Source organism: Micromonospora sp. NPDC049903 (assembly GCF_044460945.1).
Lineage (GTDB): Bacteria > Actinomycetota > Actinomycetes > Mycobacteriales > Micromonosporaceae > Micromonospora.
Genome location: NZ_JBITKL010000041.1, coordinates 1 through 18,474, shown reverse-complemented (window position 1 = coordinate 18,474; position 18,474 = coordinate 1). Strand labels below are relative to the sequence as shown.

General features: G+C 74.7%; 16 protein-coding genes and 1 pseudogene. 8 read left to right on the top strand and 9 right to left on the bottom strand.

Annotated elements, in window-relative coordinates:
- Positions 1-71: 71 nt before the first annotated feature.
- On the top strand, positions 72-1,229 hold the full coding sequence (locus tag ACIBO1_RS30935) for a low temperature requirement protein A (protein ID WP_396752646.1): 1,158 nt from the start codon (positions 72-74) through the stop codon (positions 1,227-1,229).
- Here the strand turns inward: ACIBO1_RS30935 and ACIBO1_RS30930 are convergent.
- The 3 genes from ACIBO1_RS30930 to ACIBO1_RS30920 form a co-directional block, all read right to left on the bottom strand.
- Positions 1,180-2,067: an SDR family NAD(P)-dependent oxidoreductase gene (locus ACIBO1_RS30930; protein ID WP_396752644.1), complete on the bottom strand. Its 888-nt coding sequence runs from the start codon at positions 2,065-2,067 to the stop codon at positions 1,180-1,182. The genes ACIBO1_RS30935 and ACIBO1_RS30930 overlap by 50 nt on opposite strands.
- Entirely contained in the window at positions 2,060-3,541 is a 1,482-nt protein-coding gene (locus ACIBO1_RS30925) for a flavin-containing monooxygenase (RefSeq protein WP_396752642.1), read from the bottom strand. The genes ACIBO1_RS30930 and ACIBO1_RS30925 overlap by 8 nt, the downstream gene beginning before the upstream one ends.
- Positions 3,542-3,620: 79 nt before the next feature.
- Positions 3,621-4,280 carry a phosphotransferase gene (locus tag ACIBO1_RS30920; RefSeq protein ID WP_396752640.1) on the bottom strand — a complete coding sequence of 220 codons (660 nt, stop codon included), beginning with the start codon at positions 4,278-4,280 and terminating at the stop codon, positions 3,621-3,623.
- 104 nt (positions 4,281-4,384) lie between these two features.
- On the opposite strand from ACIBO1_RS30920, the gene ACIBO1_RS30915 reads away from it, so the two are divergent.
- From ACIBO1_RS30915 to ACIBO1_RS30900, 4 genes are read left to right on the top strand one after another with little or no spacing between them, the layout of a single operon-like run.
- Positions 4,385-5,008: an ATP-binding cassette domain-containing protein gene (locus tag ACIBO1_RS30915; protein ID WP_396752638.1), complete on the top strand. Its 624-nt coding sequence runs from the start codon at positions 4,385-4,387 to the stop codon at positions 5,006-5,008.
- On the top strand, positions 5,005-6,285 hold the full coding sequence (locus tag ACIBO1_RS30910; RefSeq protein ID WP_396752636.1) for an extracellular solute-binding protein: 1,281 nt from the start codon (positions 5,005-5,007) through the stop codon (positions 6,283-6,285). Before ACIBO1_RS30915 ends, ACIBO1_RS30910 begins: the two co-directional genes overlap by 4 nt.
- A complete protein-coding gene (locus tag ACIBO1_RS30905; RefSeq protein WP_396752634.1) occupies positions 6,282-8,039 on the top strand; it encodes an ABC transporter permease subunit in 1,758 nt (585 codons plus the stop codon). Before ACIBO1_RS30910 ends, ACIBO1_RS30905 begins: the two co-directional genes overlap by 4 nt.
- A complete protein-coding gene (locus ACIBO1_RS30900) occupies positions 8,036-10,405 on the top strand; it encodes a hypothetical protein (protein WP_396752632.1) in 2,370 nt (789 codons plus the stop codon). Before ACIBO1_RS30905 ends, ACIBO1_RS30900 begins: the two co-directional genes overlap by 4 nt.
- A gap of 31 nt (positions 10,406-10,436) precedes the next feature.
- On the opposite strand, the gene ACIBO1_RS30895 is transcribed toward ACIBO1_RS30900, so the two are convergent.
- Both ACIBO1_RS30895 and ACIBO1_RS30890 read right to left on the bottom strand, forming a co-directional pair.
- Complete coding sequence (locus ACIBO1_RS30895; protein WP_396752630.1) at positions 10,437-11,039, bottom strand: MBL fold metallo-hydrolase; 603 nt, start codon at positions 11,037-11,039, stop codon at positions 10,437-10,439.
- Between the two features lie 9 nt (positions 11,040-11,048).
- Complete coding sequence (locus tag ACIBO1_RS30890) at positions 11,049-11,606, bottom strand: MarR family winged helix-turn-helix transcriptional regulator (RefSeq protein ID WP_396752628.1); 558 nt, start codon at positions 11,604-11,606, stop codon at positions 11,049-11,051.
- Between the two features lie 107 nt (positions 11,607-11,713).
- On the opposite strand from ACIBO1_RS30890, the gene ACIBO1_RS30885 reads away from it, so the two are divergent.
- Positions 11,714-13,321, top strand: a complete 1,608-nt coding sequence (locus ACIBO1_RS30885; protein WP_396752626.1) for an LLM class flavin-dependent oxidoreductase — start codon at positions 11,714-11,716, stop codon at positions 13,319-13,321.
- 21 nt (positions 13,322-13,342) lie between these two features.
- Here the strand turns inward: ACIBO1_RS30885 and ACIBO1_RS30880 are convergent, their stop codons facing one another.
- Positions 13,343-13,948: a GNAT family N-acetyltransferase gene (locus tag ACIBO1_RS30880; RefSeq protein WP_396752674.1), complete on the bottom strand. Its 606-nt coding sequence runs from the start codon at positions 13,946-13,948 to the stop codon at positions 13,343-13,345.
- Between the two features lie 201 nt (positions 13,949-14,149).
- Here ACIBO1_RS30880 and ACIBO1_RS30875 point away from each other — a divergent pair, with 201 nt between their 5' ends.
- Positions 14,150-14,986, top strand: coding sequence for a pentapeptide repeat-containing protein (locus ACIBO1_RS30875; RefSeq protein WP_396752672.1), 837 nt, complete (start codon positions 14,150-14,152; stop codon positions 14,984-14,986).
- On the opposite strand, the gene rnhA is transcribed toward ACIBO1_RS30875, so the two are convergent.
- On the bottom strand, positions 14,983-15,462 hold the full coding sequence (gene rnhA, locus ACIBO1_RS30870) for a ribonuclease HI (RefSeq protein WP_396752624.1): 480 nt from the start codon (positions 15,460-15,462) through the stop codon (positions 14,983-14,985). The two genes, ACIBO1_RS30875 and rnhA, sit on opposite strands and share 4 nt — an antisense overlap.
- A 139-nt stretch (positions 15,463-15,601) precedes the next feature.
- Complete coding sequence (locus tag ACIBO1_RS30865; protein WP_396752622.1) at positions 15,602-16,846, bottom strand: lycopene cyclase family protein; 1,245 nt, start codon at positions 16,844-16,846, stop codon at positions 15,602-15,604.
- Positions 16,847-16,970: 124 nt separating this feature from the next.
- Between ACIBO1_RS30865 and ACIBO1_RS30860 the strand changes: the two genes are divergently transcribed.
- Complete coding sequence (locus tag ACIBO1_RS30860; protein ID WP_396752620.1) at positions 16,971-18,083, top strand: serpin family protein; 1,113 nt, start codon at positions 16,971-16,973, stop codon at positions 18,081-18,083.
- A 169-nt stretch (positions 18,084-18,252) separates the two neighbouring features.
- Here ACIBO1_RS30860 and ACIBO1_RS30855 read toward each other — a convergent pair.
- Positions 18,253-18,474 (bottom strand): annotated as a pseudogene (locus tag ACIBO1_RS30855) (hypothetical protein); the annotation flags it as partial.

Here is an 18,474-nt window from a genome sequence, read left to right as displayed (position 1 = left end):
CGTCAACCGGACCCGGGTCGGCACGCGACGCACCTATGGTGTGGCTGAGGACGCCGCGAGGGAGAGCGCCCGTGGTCACCGCCAGCCCGTCCGTCCGACCGTGGTACCGCCCGATGCGGCCCCGCCGCCGCGACGAGCCACACCGCGCGGCCACCAACCTGGAACTCTTCTTCGACCTCTGCTTCGTCGTCGCGGTGACGCAGGCCGCGGGCGCGCTGCACGACGCGCTGGCCGAGGGCCGCCCCGGTCACGCGGTGCTCGCCTACCTGCTGGTGTTCTTCGCCATCTGGTGGGCCTGGATGAACGTCACCTGGTTCGCCTCGGCCTACGACACCGACGACGACGTCTACCGGCTCACCATCCTGGCGCAGATCGCCGGTGCGCTGATTCTCGCCGCCGGGGTGCCCGAGGCGTTCGCGTCGGCCGACTTCGCGACCGTGACCGTCGGGTACGTGGTGCTGCGGCTGGCCGCCGTCGCGAACTGGCTGCGGGCCGCCGGGGGCGACCCGGCCCACCGGCGCAGCGCCCTGCGGTACGCGACCGGGGTCACCCTGGTGCAGGTCGGCTGGCTGGTTCGGCTGCTCGTGCCGCCCGAGTTGGGTCTGCCGTCGTTCCTGCTGTTGATCCTCGCCGAGTTGCTGGTGCCGGCGCTGGCCGAGCGCACCGGGACGACCCCGTGGCACCCCCGGCACATCGCCGAACGGTACGGGCTGTTCACCCTGATCGTGCTCGGCGAGGTGGTGCTGGCCGTCACCGTGGCGGTGCAGACCGGGGTGGACGCCGGTGACGACGGTCTGTGGCCGGTGGCGGCTGCGGGCGCCGCGATCGTCTTCGCGCTCTGGTGGCTCTACTTCGACCGGCCGGTGGACGTGCCCACCCGGCTGCGCCGCGCGCTGTCCTGGGGCTACGGGCACTACGTCGTGTTCGCCGGGCTCGCCGCGGTGGGCGCGGGCCTGGCGGTGACGGTCGACCACCGCCGCCACCCCGACCAGGTCGACGGGCTGCTGACCGGGTACGCGGTGGCCGTACCGGTGGCGGTGGTCCTGCTGGTGCTCTGGGGGTTGCGGATCCTGGCGTACCGGCGGCGGACGGTCCGGGTGGCGATCCCGGTGACCGCGACGGCGGTGCTGCTGACCCCGCTGGTCCCGGCCTCGGTGTACCTGGTGGCGCTGCTGCTGGTCAGCCTGGTGGCGGTGACCCGGTGGCCGTCGGCGCGGACACCGCGCTAGCGCGGGCGGTCCGGCCCCGGGTGCCGAGGGCGGTCAGCAGGCGGCCGTGACCGACCGGCGCGACCCGGGCCATCAGGTCCGGCAGCCGGGCCGACCAGCCGATCAGGACCCGGCCCCGGCGGCGGGCCACCCCGCGCAGCACCGCCTCGGCGGCGGTCTGCGGGGCGATGGTGAGCAGTCGCTCGAACCGCTGCCGACCCACCTCGTACTCGGCCCGGTCGACGCCGCTGCCCACCCGGGCGTCGCGGGCGATGCGGGTGCGGATGCCGCCGGGGTGCACGCAGGTCACGCCGATGCCGTCGGCGGCGAGTTCGTGGCGCAGCGCCTCGGTGAAGCCGCGCACGGCGAATTTGCTGGCCGCGTAGGCGACCTGCCCGGGCGGGGCGATCAGGCCGAAGAGGCTGGAGACGGTGACCAGGTGCGCCCCGGGCGCGGCCTTCAGCGCGGGCAGCAGGGCGTGGGTCAGTTGCGCGACAGCTCGGAAGTTGACCTCCATCACCCAGCTGAACTCGTCGAAGGTCACCTCGTCGAAGCGCCCGCCGAGCGCCACCCCGGCGTTGTTGACCAGCAGTCGGATCGCCGGATGCCGGTCCCTGACCTGTTCGGCGACCGCCCCGGTGGCCGCCGCGTCGGCCAGGTCCACCACGTACGTGTCGACCGCCCGTCCGGGGTGTGCGGCGCGGACGGCGTCGGCCACCGCGTCGAGCCCGGCGGCGTCGCGGTCCAGCAGGACCAGTGCCGCGCCGCGCCGGGCCAGGCCGTGGGCCAGCGCCGCACCGATGCCGCCGGCCGCGCCGGTCACCACGGCGGTGCCGTCGGTGAAGTCGAACCTACGCATCGACGGCACTCCCCCGTGGCGCGCCGGCCGCGTCGAAGCGGACCCCGGCGTCGGTGACCCGCCCGTAGCGCAGCATCAGCAGGTCACGCGGATAGTTCTGGTGCAGCCGCCAGGGTGGGCGGTGCCCCTGCGACGGCAGGTGCGCCAGGCCACGGCGGACGTACCCGGAGGTCAGGTCGATCAGCGGCGCCCGCCGCCCGTCGGGCGGGGCGAGCGGGGTGACCACCCGGGTCCCGGTGCGGTCCAGGTGGCGCAGCAGCCGGCACACGTACTCGGCGACCAGGTCGGACTTCAGCGTCCAGGAGGCGTTGGTGTAGCCGAGCGTCATGGCGAAGTTCGGCACGCCGGAGAGCATCATGCCCTTGTAGGCGACGGTGGTCGGCAGGTCCACGTCGGCGCCGTCGACCCGCAACGTCATGCCGCCGAGCGCGAGCAGGTCGAGCCCGGTGGCGGTGACCACCACGTCGGCCGGTAGTTCCGCGCCGCCGGTGAGCCGGACGCCGTGCGCGGTGAACGTCTCGACGGTGTCGGTCACCACGCTGGCCCGTCCGGCGGACAGGGCGTCGAACAGGTCCCCGTCGGGCACCACGCAGAGCCGCTGGTCCCACGGGTCGTAGCGGGGTGTGAAGTGACGGTCGACGTCGTACCCGGCCGGCAGCCGTCGGGTCACGGCCCGCCGCAGCAGCGCGCGCACCAGCCCGGGCGCACGCCGGCTGAGCTGGTAGGTGGCGGCGGTGGCCAGCACGTTCTTCGACCGGATCAGCGGGTACGCCAGGTGGGCGGGCAGGCGTCGTCGCAGCGTGTCGGCGAACGCGTCGCGGGCGGGCAGCGCCAGCACGTACGTCGGGGACCGTTGCAGCATGGTCACGTGGGCGGCCCGCCGCGCCAGCGCCGGGACCAGCGTGACGGCGGTGGCGCCGCTGCCGATCACCACCACGGTACGACCCGAGTGGTCGAGGTCGTCCGGCCAGTGCTGCGGGTGCACGATCCGCCCGGCGAACCGCTCCTGCCCCGGGAAGTGCGGTGCGTGTCCGGCGTCGTAGCGGTAGTAGCCGGTGCAGGCGTACAGGAAGTCGCAGGTGAGCACCGTGGTGTCGGCGGTCTCGGCGCGCTGCACGTGCACCGTCCAGCGGGCCTGCTCGCTGTCCCACTCGGCGCGGACCACCCGGTGCCGGAAGCGGATGTGCCGGGTCACGTCGTACGCGTCGGCGGTGCGCCGCAGGTAGTCGAGGATCGTGCCACCCTCGGCGATCGCCGTCGGGGCGGTCCACGGCGCGAAGGAGTAGCCGAGGGTGAACATGTCGGAGTCCGAGCGCACCCCGGGGTAACGGAACAGGTCCCAGGTGCCGCCGAGGTCGTCGCGGGCCTCCAGCACGGCGTACGTCTTGTCCGGGCAGCGACGGCGCAGGTGGCAGGCGGCGCCGATGCCGGAGAGCCCGGCGCCCACGATGAGCACGTCGACATGGTCGGACATCGGCTCGCCTCCCGCTGACCTGCTGGTGCCCCGGACCCTACCGGGCGGCGTGCCCGGCCCCGGGGGTGCCGCTGGTCGGCTACCGTCCGGCAGCGGCGAGCAGCGCCGCGGCCGGGACGATCAGGGCCCGTTCGGTGGCGCTCTGGGTGGGGTCGGCGCGGCGTCGCGCCACGGCCGCGTCGACCAGCGGTACGGCGTGACCGTGGATCGCACGCAGGTAGGCGTGCAGCAGGTCGCCGGCCTCGGCGGCCACCGGCTGGTCCCGGTCCACGGCGACCTGGGCGAGGATCAGGGCGGTCATCGCCACGTCCAGCCCCGGCGCGCCGTGCCGCACGTTGCGCCAGTCGATGAGCACCGGCCCGGACGGGTCGAGGACGACGTTGTCCGGATGCAGGTCCAGGTGCAGGATCCGTGCGCCGGCTGCCGCGTCGGGCAGTGGCGCGACGGCGTGCAGGCGACGGTGCAGGTCGGCCAGGACCGCGGCGGCCGCCTCGACGTCGATCCCACCGGTGAGCAGGGCGTGCAGCATGGTCGGGCCGGACACCCGCCGCATGACCAGGTCGGTGCCGTCGGCGTGGTGCACCCGGGGCACCGGGAAGCCGGCCGCGTACAGGTGGGCCATGAACCGGGCCTCGACGGTCACGTCGCCGCCGTCCCGGTAGCGGCGCAGCACCCGCGCGGAGTCCAGCGCGAACACGTCGGCTTCCCGGCCGGAGGCCAGTGGGGTCGGGTCCGTCACGACAGCGACGGTAGCCCGTCGGTACACCGCTCCATGGTGGATCGCCGGGGACACCGTGCGTGGTCGACCTGTGTCACTCTGAACGGCGACGGTATCCGGAGGTGATGGTCACGTTACGCACGCAGGACCTCGTCGCCGTGCCGGACGTTCCACCGCTCGACGTCGAGGTGCCGATCGGGACGATGACGGCGCTGGTCGCCGAGCCCGGTGTGGGCACCGCCCTGGCCCGGGTGGTGGTCGGCCTGGTCGCGCCGATCAGCGGCCGAATCCTGGTCGGCGAGCGGGACGTCACGGATCTGCCGCCGCCGCGTCGGCGCATCGGGTACGTGCCGGCCGGCGGTGCCCTGCTGCCGCACCTGACCGTCGCCGGCAACATCTCCTACGGTCAGCGCCGCCGCCAGCGGGTCCACGACGTCGCCGACGACTGGGCGTCCACCCTGGTCAGACGGCTCGAACTCGCCCCGACCCTGGGGCTGCGCCCGCATCAGGTCTCCCAGGCGCAGCGGTTCCGGGTCGCCCTCGCGCGGGCCGTGGCGTGTCTGCCCGAGGTGCTGGTGGTCGACCTGCCCACCCCGGTCGACGGGGTGCGCCTCACCCCGCTGCTCGACCGGCTGTCCCCACCGGACTCCCCCGGCGTCACCGTGCTGCTCTGCACGGGGCACCCCGAGGTGCTGACCGAGGTGTCCGCACAGGTCCGGGTGGGGGCCGCCGACGAGGCACCGGCGTGAACCCGGCCGGGCGGCTGCGCCGTCGTACCCTGCTGCGGGCCGCCGTGACGGCGACCGTGGCCGGCGCCGCCGGCTGCGCGCGAGGCCCTCGCCCGGTGCAGGTGGCGGTGGTGTGGAGCGGCACCGAACTGGCCCGGTTCCGCGAGGTGGTCGACGGCTTCCCCGACCCGGTCCGGGTGATCGGGGTGGGCAACGACATCGACGCCTTCCTGACCGCCCGGATGCTCGCCGGCACCAGCCCCGACGTGGCGATCCTGCCCCGGCCGGGGCTGATCGTCGAGTACGCCCGCCGGGGGTGGCTCGACCGGGTCGCCCCGGCCAGCAGCTACCTGGCGCCGACCGGGATGGCCGACCTGCTCACCGTCGACGGGCACCGGTACGGCCTGTGGATCAAGGCGGCGCACAAGTCGCTGTTCTGGCACTTCCCGTCGACGCTGATGGAGCCGCCCCGCACCTGGGACGAGCTGGTCGAGACGACCCGTCGGCTCGGGGCACGGCACCGGGCCGACGAGGGCCCGGCGCCGCTGGCGATCGGTGCCGCCGACGGGTGGGTGCTCACCGACTGGTTCGAGAACTCACTCGCCGACATCGCCACTCCCGGCCGCTACGAGGCGCTGGCCCGGGGCGAGGCCGACTGGCAGGACCGGCCGGTACGCGACGCCCTCGACCGGCTCGCCGAGCTGTGGAGCGTCGACGGCGCGTTCCCCGGCGGCGGTCGACGCGCCCTGCTCACCCAGTTCGAGGAGTCGGTGATCCAGGTGGCGCACCACCGGGCCGCCGTCATGGTGTTCGAGGCCGACTTCGTCGACGGGGTGGCCGCCCGCTTCCGGCGCGGCACCGAACCGCTGGTCACCTTCCGGTTCCCCGGTTCGCGGGTGGCAGACCAGCCGCTGATCGTCGGCGGCGACGCGGCGGTCGCCTTCGCCGGCTCGACCTCCGGGGTGGAGCTGGTGCGCTGGCTCAGCGACGCGGCGGCGTTCCGGCCCTGGTTGGAGGCCGGCGGCTACCTCTCTCCCAACCTGGTGGTGCCGGTGCACGGTTACCGCGACCCGCTGCGTCGGCGGCTGGCTGCGGAGTTCCGGGCCGTCGAGGCGCTGCGCTACGACCTCTCGGACCGGCTGCCGGGCACCTTCACCGGCACCGACGGCGTCGGGATCTGGCGCATCATGCAGGACTTCTTCATGGACGTGACCGACGGGGTGGCCGCCCGGGAGGCGGTCCGACGGGCCACCGGGCAGCTCGCCGAGGCGGCCCGGGCGGCGAGGAGCGGACGATGAGCCGGGAACCCCTGCTCGGTGAACTCGCCCTGCTCGACGACGTGGGACCGCCCCGGCGCGGGCGCGCGTACCCGGCGACCGGCGCCACCTGGGCGCTGCTCGCCCCGGCCGGGCTCCTGCTCGGTGGGCTGCTGGCCTGGCCGGTGCTGCGGACGGTGCAGGCCAGCGTCACCACCGACGGGCGGTGGGTGGGCGCCGAGCACTACCGGGCCGCCCTCACCGCGCCCGGTGCCGGTGCCGCGGTGGGCCGGACCGTGCTCTGGGCGCTGCTGGTGCCGACCGTCGTCACCGTCCTGGGGTACCTGCTCGCCGCCGCCTCACGCCGTTCCCAGGAGGGCTGGCTGGTCCGTTTCATCCTGGTGGTGCCGACCGCGTTGCCGCTGGTGGTCACCGGGGTCACGTTCCGGCTGCTCTACGACCCGGACCCGCAGCGGGGTCCGGTCACCCTGCTGTTGGCCCGGCTGACCGGCACACCCGAGCAGGTGCCGCACCTGCTCGGGCCACGGCTGGTGACGGTGGCGGTGATGTCGGCGTTCGTGTGGGCCTGGGTCGGGCTGGCCGTGCTGGTGTTCCGGGCCGCACTCGACACCGTGCCCGCCGACCTGGTCGACGCGGTACGCGCCTTCGGCGGCTCCCGGCGCGACGTGTTCTGGGACGCCCAGTGGCGACCGTTGATGCTGCGTACGGTGGCGGTGGTCTTCGCCCTGGTCGCCGTCGGCACCAGCCGCACCTTCGACCTGATCCTGGTGATGACGCCCGGCTCGGTCCGGGACGAGGCGTCGGTGCTGGCGCTGCGGATCTGGCAGACGTCCGGGGCGACGACCACCGGGCAGGGTGCCGCCCTGGGGGTGATCTGGCTGGTCGCGGTGACCGCCGGCATGCTCGTGGTGGCGATGTTCATCCGGCAGGCGTGGCCCCCGCCACCGCAGCCGGCCGCGCCCGCCCCCGCGCCACCGCAGCGACGACTGGTCCGCCTGCTCGCCGCGGGGGCCGCCGTGGCGTGGTTGCTGCCGCTCGGGGTGCTCGCGGCCACCTCGTTGCAGAGCCCGGTGCGGGCGGCCACCGACGCCTGGTGGTCCGGGCCACCGGGTCTCGACTCGTACCGGGCGGTGCTCGGCGGGGCGGGCCTGTGGCGCAGCCTGGGCTTCACGCTGGTGCTGGCCCTGGTCGTCACCGCCGTCGTGCTCTGCGTGGCACTGCTGGCCGCGTACCCGCTGGCCTGGCTGGCCGGGCCGCCCGCCCAGGCCGTCGGACTGGTGCTGCTGGCCGCCGCGGTGGTCCCGGTGCAGGTCGTCGCGGGGCCGATCAACGAGGTGCTCGGGGTGGCGCAATCCTCCGGCACCGCACGCGGACTGGCGCTGGTGCACATCGCGCTGGGGGTTCCGTTCGCCGTGCTGGTGCTGCGCAACGCCTTCGCCGATCTGCCCGCCGACCAGGTCCGGGCCGCCCACCTCGGCGGGCGTCACCTGTGGGACACGCTGCGACGGTTGGCCCGCCACCACCGCACCGCCGTGGTGGCGGTGGCCGTGCTGGAGTTCGTCCAGGTGTGGAACGACCTGGTGGTGGGTCTGCTGTTCAGCGGCCCGGACGCCACCCCGCTCGGCTGGTTCCTGGCCGAGCAGACCCGGGGTTTCGTGACCGCCAGCGGCACGCTCTCGGCCGGATCCGTGCTCGCCTCGATCCTGCCGGTGCTGGTGTTCGTGCTGGGCCGTCGACACGTCGTCGCCGGACTGGTCGCCGGAGGCGTACGGTGACCGGCCCGAGCCGGCCCACCCGGCGACCTCGCCTGCTCAGCGTGCTGCTGGCCCTCGGCGGGGTGCTCGGCGCCGGGGTCAGCGCGCTGCTCGGCAACATCACCGGCAACCTGCTCTCCGAGTTGTCCGTCACCGCCCTCGGCTCGGCCAGCCTGGGTCTGGCGGCGCTCGGCGTGGCTGCCTCCTTCCTGGTGGAGTGGCGACGTCGGCAACGGACGTCGACGTCGGCCGACGACCACGTCGTCACCCCGTCGACCGTCAACGCCCCCACCCTGCCCCGGTCGGGCGGGTTCACCGGACGCCCTGGACAGGCGGAGGCGGTGGTCGCGCTGCTCGACCCGAAGCACGCGGTGGCGGTGGTGGGTCGGCGGGGCATCGGCACCTCCTGGTGCGCGATCAGGGCCGCCGACCTGTGCAAGGACCGGTTCCCCGACGGGCAGTACTACCTCGACCTGCGCCGAGGTGGTCGGGCGCGGTCGCCCCGGGAGGTCCTCACCGCGTTGGCCCGCATCCTCGGCACCGCCGCACCAAGCTCGGGACGCGCCGACGACCTCGCCGACGCCGCGGACGCGCTGCGCGGCCAGGTCGACGGCCGCAAGGTCCTGCTGGTGCTGGACAACGTGGACAGCCCGGCTCAGGTCCGCGCGCTGCTGCCGCCGACCACCCGGGTCTGCCAGCTCCTGCTGGCCGGCACCGGACGGCTCGCCGCGCTCAACGGGGTGGCGCCCTACGGGCTGGAGGAGCCCACCGCGCACGACGCGGTGGAGATGTTCGCCGTCGCCGCCGCCGGGGCGCACCGACCGCCCCGCGACGACCCGCGCCTGGACCCCGACGTCCACGCGATCGTGGCGCTGTGCGGCCGTCAGCCCCGTGCCGTGACCGCACTGGGTCGACAGACCACCAACCACGGCTGGCGACACGCCGACGTGCTGCGCGCGCTGCGCCGTGCCGCCGACACACCGCCGCACCAGCGGGTCGACTTCTCGCCGATGGCCGAGCTGGTCGTCGCACAGGACACCGCCTACCACGCGCTCGGCGACGAGGCGCGGCGGCTGTGGCGGCTGATGGCGCTCAGCCCGGTGCCGTTGGACCGGTCGAGCATCGCCGCGCTGGCCCGACGCCGCCCGGACCGGGTCGCCACGCTGATCGACGAGCTGGCCGACGGCGCCTTCGTGGCCGCCGCGCCCGGCGACCGGTACGAGGTACGGGACCTGCTCGCCCCGTACGCCCGAATGCACCTGCGGGCGACGGTGCCGGTGCGCCGCCGGGTGAACGCCCAGGCGCGGCTGACCCGGCACCTGGCCCGCCAGGCCGAACGGCAGGTGACCGCGCTGGCGGCGACCGGCCCGACGGAGGCGGACCGGCGGTTGCCCACCGTCGACCCGTACGACTGGTTCACCCTGCACCAGGACCTGCTGCTGGCCGTGGTCAAGGTGCCGGCCGGCGCGGTGGAGGCGCTGCCCCGGCGGGTCCGGGGCTGGTGGTTCCGGTTGGCGGTGGCGTCGTGCGGTTGGCTCGCCCATGCCGAGCGGCGCGACGAGTGGGAGGACCTGTGCCGGACGGTGCTGGCCAACCCGACCGCCCGGCAGCGGCCGGAGATCGCCGGTTGGGCCCACAACCAACTGGGCGTGGTGCTGCGGCACCGGCACGACCCGCACGGCGCGATGGCCGAGCTGAGCCTGGCGGTGACCGCGCAGGGACGCCGGGACACCGCCCAGGCCCGGATGAACCTCGGCCTGGCCCTGCTGGACCTGGGGCGGCTGGACGAGGCCGTCGCCCATCTGGAGTTGTCCCGTCGGCACCGGGCCGGCGGCGACCGCGCCGGGCAGGCCCTCAGCGACCTGGGGCTGGGTGCGGCACGGCTGGCGCGCGGCGACCGGGAGACCGCCCACGACCTGCTGGTGCGGGCGGCGAACACGTTCCGCTCGCTGGGCGACTCGCGCGGCTACGCGGCGGCGCTGACCAACCTCGTCCTGGTGCACGCCGCGATGGGCGAGTACCTGGACGCGGCCCAGGCGTGGCGGGCCGCGCTGCGCGAGTACGAGACGGTCGGCGATCCGACCAACCGGGCGGCGGCGCTGCTCAACGCCGGGGCGGCGCTGCTCGGCACCACACCGGGCCAGGCCGACCAGGCGTCGGCGTGGCTGACCGAGAGCCTGCGGTTGCGCGAGGGGGGCCGGGTCGACGCCGGGTTGGGGCGGACGCTGTTGCACCTGGGCGACGCGGAGGCCGCACGGGAGCGCCACGACATCGCCCGCCGACACTGGATCGACGCGTCGGCGGTCTGCGAGTCGGTCGGCGACGAGGACGGTCAGCGGGCGGCCGACGATCGCCTGGCCGGCGCACCCGGGCCGACGTCGGGTTGAGCCGGCGGGCCTGCGGGCAGCGCGCCGACGGTCAGGCGGTCTCGCCGGGGGCGAGGTACCGGTAGCCGGGGACGGTCTCACTGAACCAGCCGTTCACGCTGGCCAGACCGCGTTCGTTGAGCTGCGCGTCGTGGATCGCCACCACCCGCTCCGCCTCGACGGCGACGGCGAAGTCGATTGCCTCGGTCAGCTTCAGCCAGGACGCCTGCGCCGGGACCAGCAGGGTACGCACCGGTCGGCCGGGCGGGTGCAGTGAGTCGCCCGGGTGGTAGACGTCGTCGCCGACCAGGTAACCGAGGTTGACGCAGTCGGGCCGGCCACCGTGGATGGTGGCGTGTCGTCCACCGACCGCGGTCACCTCGAGGCCCGCGACGGTGAACCGGTTGCCGGCCCGGACCCGGGTCACCGGCAGCGGTGCCAGGTCCGGCAGCACGGCGCCCTCCGGCGCGAAGACCGGCACCCCCAGCCCGGCCAGCCGCAGCACGTCGACGTGGTCGGTGTGCTCGTGGCTGACCAGCACCGCGTCCGCGCCGACCAGGGCACGCGGCTCGCTCCAGATGCCGGGGTCGATGACCAGCACGCCGCCGTCGTGTTCGAGCCGTACGCAGGAGTGGGTGTACTTGGTGATCCGCACGACGTGACGCTATGCGGATCGGCCGCCGGGCGTGGTCCCGCGACGGCGTCGGCGGGCGGACGGTTCGTCGGCTGCCGCCTCGACCGCCTGGCACAGGTCCACCAGCGGATCGTCGGCCTGCGCCGCGCAGGCCACCTGCCTGAGCAGGTCCCGCAGGTCGCCGCGCTGCGCGGGGGTGAGCGCCCGGAGCAGTCGCGTCTCGACATCCGCCAGTGCCTCGCGCCGACGTCGGGCCGCGTCGCGTCCGGCGCCGGTGAGGGTGACCAGGCGGCTGCGACGGTCGGCGGGGTCGGGACGACGCACCACCAGCCCGTCGCGCTCCAGGTCGTCGATCAGGTAGGTCAGGACGGTGCGGTCGATGCCCAACTCCTCGGCGACGGCTCCCTGGTTGCGGGCGGGCTCTCGGTCGGCGGCGACGAGCACCTGATAGCCGCGCGGCCCGCCGGGCAGGTCACCGGCGACGTGGTCGGCCGCGCGGACGTAGGCCCGGAAGACGACGCCGAGCATCCACCCGAGGTCGTCGGTGATCGGGTCGGTGCGGGGATCACTGGCCTGCGGACCGGTCATGCTCACAGATTAACCCAGATCACAGATTTTATTGGGCAAAGATGTTCTGTCCGCAATAACATCTGTGGCACGGGGTGATCACCCCGTGAACGGGAAGGAACGCAGACATGAGCGACTACGGGCACCCCCTGACCTTCGGGTCGTTCCTGACGCCCGGCAACGCCGACCCGGCCGGGCCGGTCGGCCTGGCCATGCTCTCCGAGCAGGTCGGGCTGGACCTGGTCACCTTCCAGGACCACCCCTACCAGCCGGCCTTCCTGGACACCTGGACGCTGCTCAGCTTCGTCGCCGCGCGTACCGAACGGGTGCGGCTGGCCGCCAACGTGACGAACCTGCCGCTGCGACCGCCCGCCGTGCTCGCCCGCAGCGTCGCCAGCCTCGACCTGCTCAGCGCCGGTCGGATCGAACTCGGGCTGGGGGCCGGGGCGTTCTGGGACGCCATCGAGGCGATGGGTGGTCGACGTCTCACCCCGGGCCAGGGCGTCCGGGCCCTGGAGGAGGCGATCGAGATCATCCGCCAGATCTGGGACGCCGACGCCCGTGGCGGTGTCCGGGTCGACGGCGAGTTCCACCGGGCGACCGGCGCCAAACGCGGTCCGGCACCCGCCCACGACGTCGGCATCTGGCTCGGCGCGTACAAGCCCCGGATGCTCGCGCTGACCGGGCGGCGGGCCGACGGCTGGCTGCCCTCGCTGGCCTACCTGCAACCCGGCGACCTGGCCAAGGGGAACACGATCATCGACGAGGCGGCCACCGAGGCCGGCCGGTCACCGGGCGACGTGCGACGGCTGCTCAACGTCAACGGGCGGTTCGCGGCGACCGGTCGCGGGCCGCTGGACGGCCCGGCCGAGCAGTGGGCCGAGGAGCTGGCCGACCTCGCCCTGACCGACGGCGTCAGCACCTTCATCCTCGGCACCGACGACCCGGAGGACCTGCGGCGGTTCGCGGCCGAGGTGGCTCCGGCCACCCGGGAGCTGGTCGCCGCCGAGCGGGCCTCGGGTCGCAGCGGCGGCACGCCCGCGCCGACCGACCGGACCGATCCGTCACCTGATCCGACCCCGGCCGCCACCGGTCGGACCGCCCGGCCGGCGCGCCCCCGGGCCGTGCTCGGGTCGAGCGCCTTCGCCGTGGTGCCGACGCCCGACGACGGCGTACGCCGCAGCGACGTCCGGGTCTGGGACGAGTCGGCCCGCCCCACCGGCCCGGCACCGGACCCGGCACGCACCTACACGGCACACGAGCAGGCCGGCGCCCAGCACCTGATCGACGTGCACGACGGCCTGCGCAGCGAGCTGGCCCAGATCCAGGACCTGATCGAGCAGGTCGCCGCCGGGCTGGTCGACGTGGGCACCGCCCGGTCCCACATCAACACCATGACCATGCGGCAGAACAAGTGGACGCTGGGCACCTACTGCGAGTCCTACTGCCGGGTGGTGACCACGCACCACACCCTCGAGGACCGTGCGCTCTTCCCGCACCTGCGCCGCACCGACCCGCGACTCACGCCGGTGATCGACCGGTTGGAGGCGGAGCACCACGCCATCCACGACGTGCTGGAAGGTGTCGACCGGGCACTGGTCGCGTTCGTCGCCACCCAGGACGGGACCGCCGAGCTGCGTGCCGCCGTGGACCTGCTCAGCGACACGCTGCTGTCGCACCTGGCGTACGAGGAGCGGGAGCTGGTCGAACCGATCGCCCGCCTGGGCGCGCACTGACCGTCGGCGGGGCCGTCCCCGTCAGGCGGCGGGTGCCCGGCGCATCCCCCACACCCGGGGACCGCCGTCGGGCACCCGCACCTCACCGGTGACCACGAAACCGAGCCGCCGGTAGAAGCCGACGTTGCTCTCCGACGAGGTCTCCAGCACCACCGGGAGGTGCGCCCGCGCCGCGTCGGCCAGCCCCGGGCCGAGCACCCGGGAGCCGAGACCGTTGCCCCACCGGTCACGGCGCACGCCGACCGTGGCCAGCAGGTACGCCGGGTCCGCAGTGCGGAGTGGGGCACACGCGACCTCGGCGGTCACGGCGGCCTCGTGCCGGTCGCCGGCCAGCTCCGCGTTCCGGGCGGCGAGGTCGACCCAGACCTGGTCCGGCACCGGCCGGTCCGGTCCCAGCCACACCGCGACCGCGACGATCCGACCGGCCGGTTCGACCGCCGCCCACACGTCGCCGTACGGCAGGCCCACCGACTCGACGGTCAGGGCGAACAGCTCGGTCAGCCGCTCCCGGTGCCGGTCCGCCGCCACCGTCCAGGCGGTCCACGGGTACCCGTCGAACGCGTCGGCCAGCGTCCGCGCCGCCTCGGCCACCTCGCCGGCCGCCAGCCGCCGTACCCCGATCTCCATCCGTCGTCCCTCCCCCGTCGGCACCGGCGGGCATCCTCGCACGTCGTCCCCGCTCCGGCGGACGCCATGCGGTGACGGAGCGACCGACGGGAGCGGGGACAATCGTGCTGTCGGACGAGGCGGGGAGGTCGGGTGTCACAGTCCACGGGGTCGACCACGGCCGGTGCGGAGTCGCATCGCAACGGCACGGACGACAGCCGGTTGCGGGCCGACTGTGCGCGATGCTTCGGGCTCTGCTGCGTGGCCCCGGCGTTCGCCGCGTCGGCCGACTTCGCGGTCGACAAGCCCGCCGGGCAGCCCTGCGGGCACCTACGGACCGACTTCGCCTGTGACATCCACGTCGACCTGCGTGCTCGTGGCTTCCCGGGCTGCACGGTCTTCGACTGCCACGGGGCCGGCCAGCGCGTCGCGCAGGAGACCTTCGGCGGCCGGGACTGGCGGGCCGCCCCGGAGACCGCACCGCTGATGTTCGACGTCTTCGCGGTGATGCGTCCGCTGCACGAGCTGCTCTGGTACCTCACCGAGGCGTTGGCCCTGCGGCCACCCGCCGCGCTGCGCGAGGAGCTGGCCGCCGCGCTCGCCGAGACCGATCGGCTCGCCGGGGGCAGCCCGCAGGAGCTGCTGGCCGTCGACGTCGAGACGCACCGGGGCCAGGTCAACCGGCTGTTGTCGCGTACCGGCGACCTGGCCCGGGCCCGGGGCGGCCCGCCGGGCGCGGACCGGCGCGGCGCCGTGTTGGTCGGCCGCGATCTGCGCCGGACCGACCTGCGGGGGGCGAACCTGCGCGGCGCGGTGCTGATCGGCACCGACCTGCGCGGGGTGGACCTGACCCGGGCCGACCTGACCGGCGCGGACCTGCGCGGGGCGGCGCTGGACGGAGCCGACCTGACCGGTGCGCTGTTCCTGCACCAGTCACAGGTCGACGCCGCACGCGGCGACAGACGGACCCGGCTGCCGGACCGGGTGACCCCACCCGCGCACTGGTCGGCGCTGTCGCTGACCCCCCGTCCGGCGGGCCGCCGGCCGAGGCGACGCTAGCGGCGGGTCGCGGCGACGGCCGCCCGCGCCTCGGTCATCCCCTGGTTGGCCAGCGCGTCGGCCCGCTCGTTCTCCGGGTGCCCGTTGTGGCCCTTGACCCACAGCCAGGTGACCTGGTGGCGGGCGCAGGCCGCCTCCAGCCGCTGCCACAGGTCGGCGTTCTTCACCGGCTGCTTCGCCGCGGTACGCCAGCCGTTGCGCTTCCACGAGGCCAGCCAACTGGTGATGCCGTTGCGGACGTACGTGCTGTCGGTGTGCAGCTCGACGGTGACCGGCCGGGTCAGGCTCTCCAGAGCCTCGATGGCGGCCATCAGCTCCATCCGGTTGTTGGTGGTCGGCGTCGCCTCACCACCGCACAGCTCCCGCTCGTGGGAGCCGTAGCGCAGCAGGGCACCCCAGCCGCCCGGGCCGGGATTGCCGCTGCACGCGCCGTCGGTCCAGATCCGCACCACCCGACCGGCCGCCTCGTCCACCATGGGGCAAACCTACCGAAGGCTCCCCCGGCGGCCGGGCCCGGCACCCCGCTCGACAGGCACCCGCGCGGCGGCTGAGCGCGGCGGGACGCGGGCGTTCCCGGGCGGCGAGCGCGGCGGGACGTCGGCGCGACCGGGCGGGTCAGTGCGGCGGGGCCTCCGCGTCCGACGGGCCGACCACGGCGGGCGGGACGGTCCAGGCCGGACGGCGCCCCGGCGCGATCCGGTCGCGGAGCCGGCCGGCCGCGTCGGCCACGCCGGCGGTCACCATCGGCAGAGTCCGGGTGGAGCGCATCACCGCCAGATCCTCGGCGCGGGTGGTACCGCCGTCGAGGAACCGCAGCACCCGTGACGCCGGGTTACGGTCGAACAGCCGACCGAAGAACTCCGGACCACCGACCAGGTCCCGGTCCAGGGCCCGCAACGCCACCGCGTCCATCCAGCGGTGCCGAGGCGGGTACGCGGACGCCGGCACCGGGTCCCGCCCGGCGGCCACCGCGCGGGCCACCTGCTCGGCCTGGCGGTGCATGGCGGAGAAGGTGAAACCGGTCGACGGTCGGGTGGCGCCGCCGGACGTGCCGAGCCGGACCACCCGGGGCGAGGGGCGGGCCACGAACGGCCCGTCGGTCATCGGGATGACGCCGTTCTCCACCTCGGTCACCGTGAGCCGGGCCGGATCGAGCCCGAGCAGGTCCCGATAACCGTGAAGCGCCGTGTCGTACGCCGCCGAGGTGAGCAGGTCCGGTCCGAACTCGGTGTACTCGACGAGCGCGTACCGGCTGTCGACCGGCAACACGTAGCCGAACGAGACGCCCCGCGCCGGCTGCGGGGTGCGGAAGTCCATCAGGACGGCCCGTTCCGGGTCGAACACCGGCCGGTCCGCCGCCAGCCACCAGCCACGGAAGTGCTGCAACCAGTTCGTCCGACCGGGTCGTCGCGGTGGCCGGGGTCGGGAGTCCAGCACCCAGGCGGCGCGCAGCGGACCGTCGCCGGTACGCACCACCACCCGGTCGCCGTCGTCGTGCACCTCCTCGGCACCGGCGACGATCCGGCGTACCCCGAGACGCCGTTCCGCCTCGGCGGCCCGGTCGTAGATCGGGCCGGAGCGCAGCATCGCGTACCGCAGGGGGGCCAGGTCCAGGGTGCGGTGCGTGCCGGGCGTGACCACCTCGACCTGCGTCCAGCTCGCCGTCAGCAGGTCGTCCAGGTCGTTGCCGGGCTCGTCCCAGAACGCCCAGGTGCGGTCCTGGCCGCGCCGGTGCACCGGGTCGACGACGGCGATCCGCAGGTCGCGTACGCCGTGCCGGGCCAACGCGGCCAGCACCAGCGAGGCAGCACCACCCCCGCCGACCAGGGCGAGGTCGACGTCGACCGGCGCGGAACTCATCCGGTCACGCTGTCACACCGACCGTGCCGTGGTGGTGTCAGGCCCCGAACCGGGGCGGCGCGACGGTCGATAGGGTCACCGGACCGGCGCGTCACCGTGCCACGTGCCGTCACCGGAGGACGTCATGAGTACCCGCGCCGCGAACACGCTCACCGCCCGCTGGACCGCCACCCTGGACGACGAGGCCACCGTGCTCTCCGGCGCGGGCGTGCATCCGCTGCTGGCGCTGCTCGCCCGGTACGCGGACGGGCCGGCCCGGGCCGAACTGTCGGCCGTGGTCGGCGACCCGACGGGCGTGGACCTCGCCGACTCCCCGAGCACCCGGATGGCGCTCGGTTTCTGGTCGCGACGCGGCCTGCCGCTGTCCGAACGGTGGCGCACCGAGGTGCCGGCCGCCCTGCGCGGGGAGCTGACCGGGGACGAGGCCGTCGACCAGGCGGCGCTGGACGCGTGGGCGGCCACGCAGACCGACGGTCGGATCACCGCCATGCCGGTACGCGCCAGCAGCGGGACGGCGATGGTCCTCGCCAGCGCGCTGTCGGTGCTCACCACCTGGAAACAGCCCTTCCACCGCACGCCGTGCCGCCCCACCGACGGGCCCTGGGCCGGGCGGGACCTCGCCGGCCTGCGCCGACGCGGCCGTGACCTGCACGCCCTGCGGGTGGTCGACACCGCCGCCGGGCCGGTGAGCCTGCTGACGGTCGAGGGCGCCGAGGACGTCGACGTGGTCCTCGCCCTCGGTCCCGCCGGACACGGCCCCGCCGATGTGCTGCCCGCCGCAATCGGCACACTCGACGGCGAGGTCCCCGCCCTGCCGCTCACCGCCGGGCCGGGCGTGACCGAGCAGATCGTCGACGCCTCGGACACCACTCCGGAGCTGACGGTCTCCACCGTCGCGTTCACCGTCGACGCCGCCCACGACCTGCTGCGACAGCCCGGCCTGTTCGGGTTGACGACGGCGGCTGACGCCAGCGGAGACCACTTCCCCGGCATCACCGAGCGGCTGTACGTGGCGCAGGCCGTCCAGAACGCCACCGCCACGTTCAACGCCACCGGCTTCTCCGCCGCCGTGGTGACGGCGTTCGCGATGCGGGCCGGTGCGATGCGCCCGCCCGTCACCGTACGCAAACGGCTGGTCAGTCTGACCGTCGACCGACCGTTCGGCTTCGTCGCCGTACACCGACCGACGAACCTCGTCCTCGTCACCGGCTGGGTCACCCACCCCGCCGCGGCATAGGGGTGGGGTGTAAGGAGGGGTCCCCTGCTATCGCCCGGTGTATAGGAAGGGACCCCTCCTAACATCTCCCCCACCGCAGACGCCGCCGGCCGGCACCCCAGTTGCGGGTACCGGCCGGCGGCGTTCTTGCTCCCCCTCATTCGAGGAAAGTCTGTGCGTGGTGTGGGGGTCAGCTGTTCCAGTGCTCGGCGACCAGGTCAGCGGCCTGCTGCTCCCACTGCGCGTAGTGATCCGGGAACGCCGACACCTGCACCGTCTGCGCCGCCACGGTCAGCGGCATGTCCTGCCACCCGTCAACCTGCTTGAGGCCCTTGAGGAACGCGAGGGTGGAGTACTCGGGGTCGGTGATCTGCTCGACCGTGCCCCAACCACTGGACGGGCGCTGCTGGAA